General features: G+C 57.4%; 2 protein-coding genes. One reads left to right on the top strand and one right to left on the bottom strand.

Annotation, left to right across the window (positions count from 1 at the left end; genetic code table 11):
- The coding region (locus CCR84_RS11570; protein ID WP_201212420.1) for a VCBS domain-containing protein at positions 1 to 2,308 on the top strand (2,308 nt) is incomplete at its 5' end.
- A gap of 104 nt (positions 2,309 to 2,412) precedes the next feature.
- On the opposite strand, the gene CCR84_RS11565 is transcribed toward CCR84_RS11570, so the two are convergent.
- Positions 2,413 to 2,889 carry an IS1634 family transposase gene (locus CCR84_RS11565; RefSeq protein WP_201212418.1) on the bottom strand — a complete coding sequence of 159 codons (477 nt, stop codon included), beginning with the start codon at positions 2,887 to 2,889 and terminating at the stop codon, positions 2,413 to 2,415.
- Positions 2,890 to 3,097: the final 208 nt, after the last annotated feature.

The raw sequence follows: 3,097 nt of genomic DNA, 5'->3' as shown, positions 1-3,097 counted from the left end.
CTGGACCTTCGCGCTGGACAACAGCCTGGTGCAGTACCTGGCCGAGGGCGAGACGGTGACGGTGACCTACACGATCACCATCACGGACGACTCCGGTGCGGCCAACGCCAGCCAGACCCAGGACGTGACGGTGGTGATCACCGGCACCAACGACGCGCCCGCGATCACGGTCGAGACGCGCGACAGCGACAGCGCGGGGCTCACCGAGACTGACCTGGTGATCAAGGCCAGTGGCACGCTGACGGTGGTAGATGCGGACCTGTCGAACACGGTGACGGCCACGGTCGAGAGCGTTTCCGTCGATGGGAGCAGTACATTCAAAGGCACCAACCTGCTGACGAACGATCAGCTGAAGGCGATGCTGACGGTGACCAGCGGGGCCATCGACGCCGACACGGGCGCGACGAACAACCTGGCCTGGAACTTCAACTCCGGCAGCGCGAGCGCCTTCGACTTCCTGCCCACGGGCGAGACCTTGGTGCTGACCTATACGGTCAAGGCCGAGGACAGCGACAGTGCGACGGCCAATGACACGCAGACGGTGACGGTGACGATCACCGGCACCAACGACGCACCGATCACGAGCGTGAGTGCGAGCGGATGGGAGGACTCGGTCATCGAGGTGAAGCTGTCTGGGACGGACGCCGACGGCACGATCGTCCGCTACACGATCAGCACCCTGCCGGCGCTGGCAGACGGCACGCTATACACGGATGCTGCGTGCACCACGACAGCTGTGATTGGCACGCCTTACGCGGCGACGAACAACGCGGTGACGCTGTACTTCAAACCGTCTGTCAACTGGAACGGCGAGAGCAGCTTCACTTACACTGCGACGGATAACGATGGACTGAGTAGTATGAGCCCGGCGACGGCGAAGATATTGGTGGGGGCGGTGGTAGATCAGGCGCTTAAGCTTGATGACGCTTATAACAACATCGACGCCAAACCAGGAGACCAAGTCATTTCTGTCGGGCAAACGCCACAGTCTTTCGATCCTTATAACCAGGGAGGAATAGCGGATGCGGACGAAAATGTCTCACTGACGCTCCATTTGTCTTCCTACGTCGCCGGTGGTGCATTCTCCCTTAGTTATCGTGACAGTAACGATATATGGATTCCACTTACCTTAACTGCCGATGGCAACTATAAGCTGGATTCTGTTAAGATCGCAGATATAATGCCGATTTTATCAACGTTGAGAGTTGATGTGTCTGGGGGGTATTCCGGTGTTATCTCTGGTAGTGTGACCTTAACCTTTAGGGACCCACAGCTTGGTGACGTAAGCTTGACGCCAAGCTACGAATCCTATACAACTGGATCTGGATTCATAGGTGTTGTCAAGCCCTCTGGGTATAATTCTTTGAATCTCACTGATGTTAATGATGCTTGGGAGCCCCAACCTAATCAACCCATATATAACAAATATTACATTTTCGGTATGGGCGGGGCAGATAAGCTTTCGGTCGGCAACTATTCAGAGGTAGCCCTTTACGGTGGTAGCGGTGACGACACGCTAACCGGTTCCACTCTGTCCACTGCCAGCGACACATTGGTCGGTGGCGCCGGTAACGACACGCTGATCGGTGGCGCGGGTGCAGACACCTTCTCGTTCTCGATCACAGACGTCGCCAATCTGCAGCCGGCGACCGACCTCATCCAGAATTTTGCAGCGGGCGACACGCTTCAGGTCGGAGAGTTACTGTCCTCGCCCGGAGTTTTGGTAAGTGCCGAATATGTCGCTGTCAGTACGGAATATGGCCCCCATACGAAACTGCAACTCAAAGATACAGCAGGGCACGACCAGACGATCATCCTGCAAGGCTATGGGACGGATCAAGCCACAGCCGACAATATGGCCAATGTCCTGAAGTTCGCGAGTGCCTATTCGATCGGTGACAAGTATGTTCCGGGAACTGACGGTAACGATACGCTGAGGGGCGAAGCAGGCAACGATGTACTGCGTGGAGAAGCGGGGGACGATGTGCTGCGTGGTTGGGCGGGGAACGATGTGCTCACGGGGGGCACGGGCAGCGATACCTTCGTTTTCTCCCTTGCCGACGCAGGCACTTCGGCACCTGCGTCCGACAGGATCACGGACTTCAGTGCCGGCGACACGCTTCAGATAAACGATCTGCTGTCAGGTGGCAACACGATCACTGCCGAGACTAGTGGCGGAAATACCATACTGCATATCAAAAATAGCGGCGCTGAAATCCAGACGATCGAGCTCCAGGGATATACCGTTACCGACCCCAATACCATCCTTACCGCTCTTAATAGCGCAACTCATAGCTATACAGGTTAGCCCGGGTTTAACAGCTACTTTAAACTTTCCTTGTAAAACATAGTCTTGCGTTAAAAATTTTTCGCGAGTGGCACTACATGTGCTTTTCGCGAAGGGATGGCAGCTCAGTCGACGCGTTTTTTGGTGCCTCCGGGCAAGTGGTCGAGGCCGAGGGCATCGTAGATCGCCCTGAGGTTCGGTTCGGGCTGGGTCGCCTTGCGCACATGCAAGGTCCGGCCGTCTCTCTGCGTGAATCGGGCGGTGACTCGTTGCTGTACGGACAGGATGTCGCGCAGGTTGCGCCAGCCGAGGTGGATCCCCTTCTCTTTCAGTCGGCGTCGGATCAACTGCACGCACTGATAGGCGAGCACGGTGATGAACAGGTGGCCGTCGCTGCGCGCTTCCTTGGAGTGATAGACCGGGCGTAGCCCCAGTTCCGATTTGAGGCTGCGGAAGACGGCTTCCAGATCGGTGAGCATCATGTAGGTCCGCCACAGGCGTTCCTCGTCCCAAGTGGTTTCGTTGCTTCGCAAGCAATACACCCCGGGATCGGTGAGCATGCTGCCTGCCACCGGCTTCTTCTCCCAAGTGATGCGGGTCACCTCGGTTTGTTCGTCATTCGTATCGACGGTGATGGCGTAGTGCTGGCCCGCCCCCGGTCGGTGTCAAGATAGATGTCGTTAAAAACGGTGCTGCTCTTTAAAAACTGATGTCATTTTCCGAGCCCCTTGGGGCGCTGCCCCAAACCCCGCACTCGCCGTGAGGCAGCCGGGGCCGGCGTTCGCCGCCCCCGGCGCCGAGAGCGTGGAT

This window comes from Rhodocyclus purpureus, assembly GCF_016653115.1.
Classification (GTDB): domain Bacteria; phylum Pseudomonadota; class Gammaproteobacteria; order Burkholderiales; family Rhodocyclaceae; genus Rhodocyclus; species Rhodocyclus purpureus.
The sequence above is the reverse complement of the archived record's forward strand: the minus strand, read 5'-3'. Positions and strand labels throughout refer to the sequence as shown.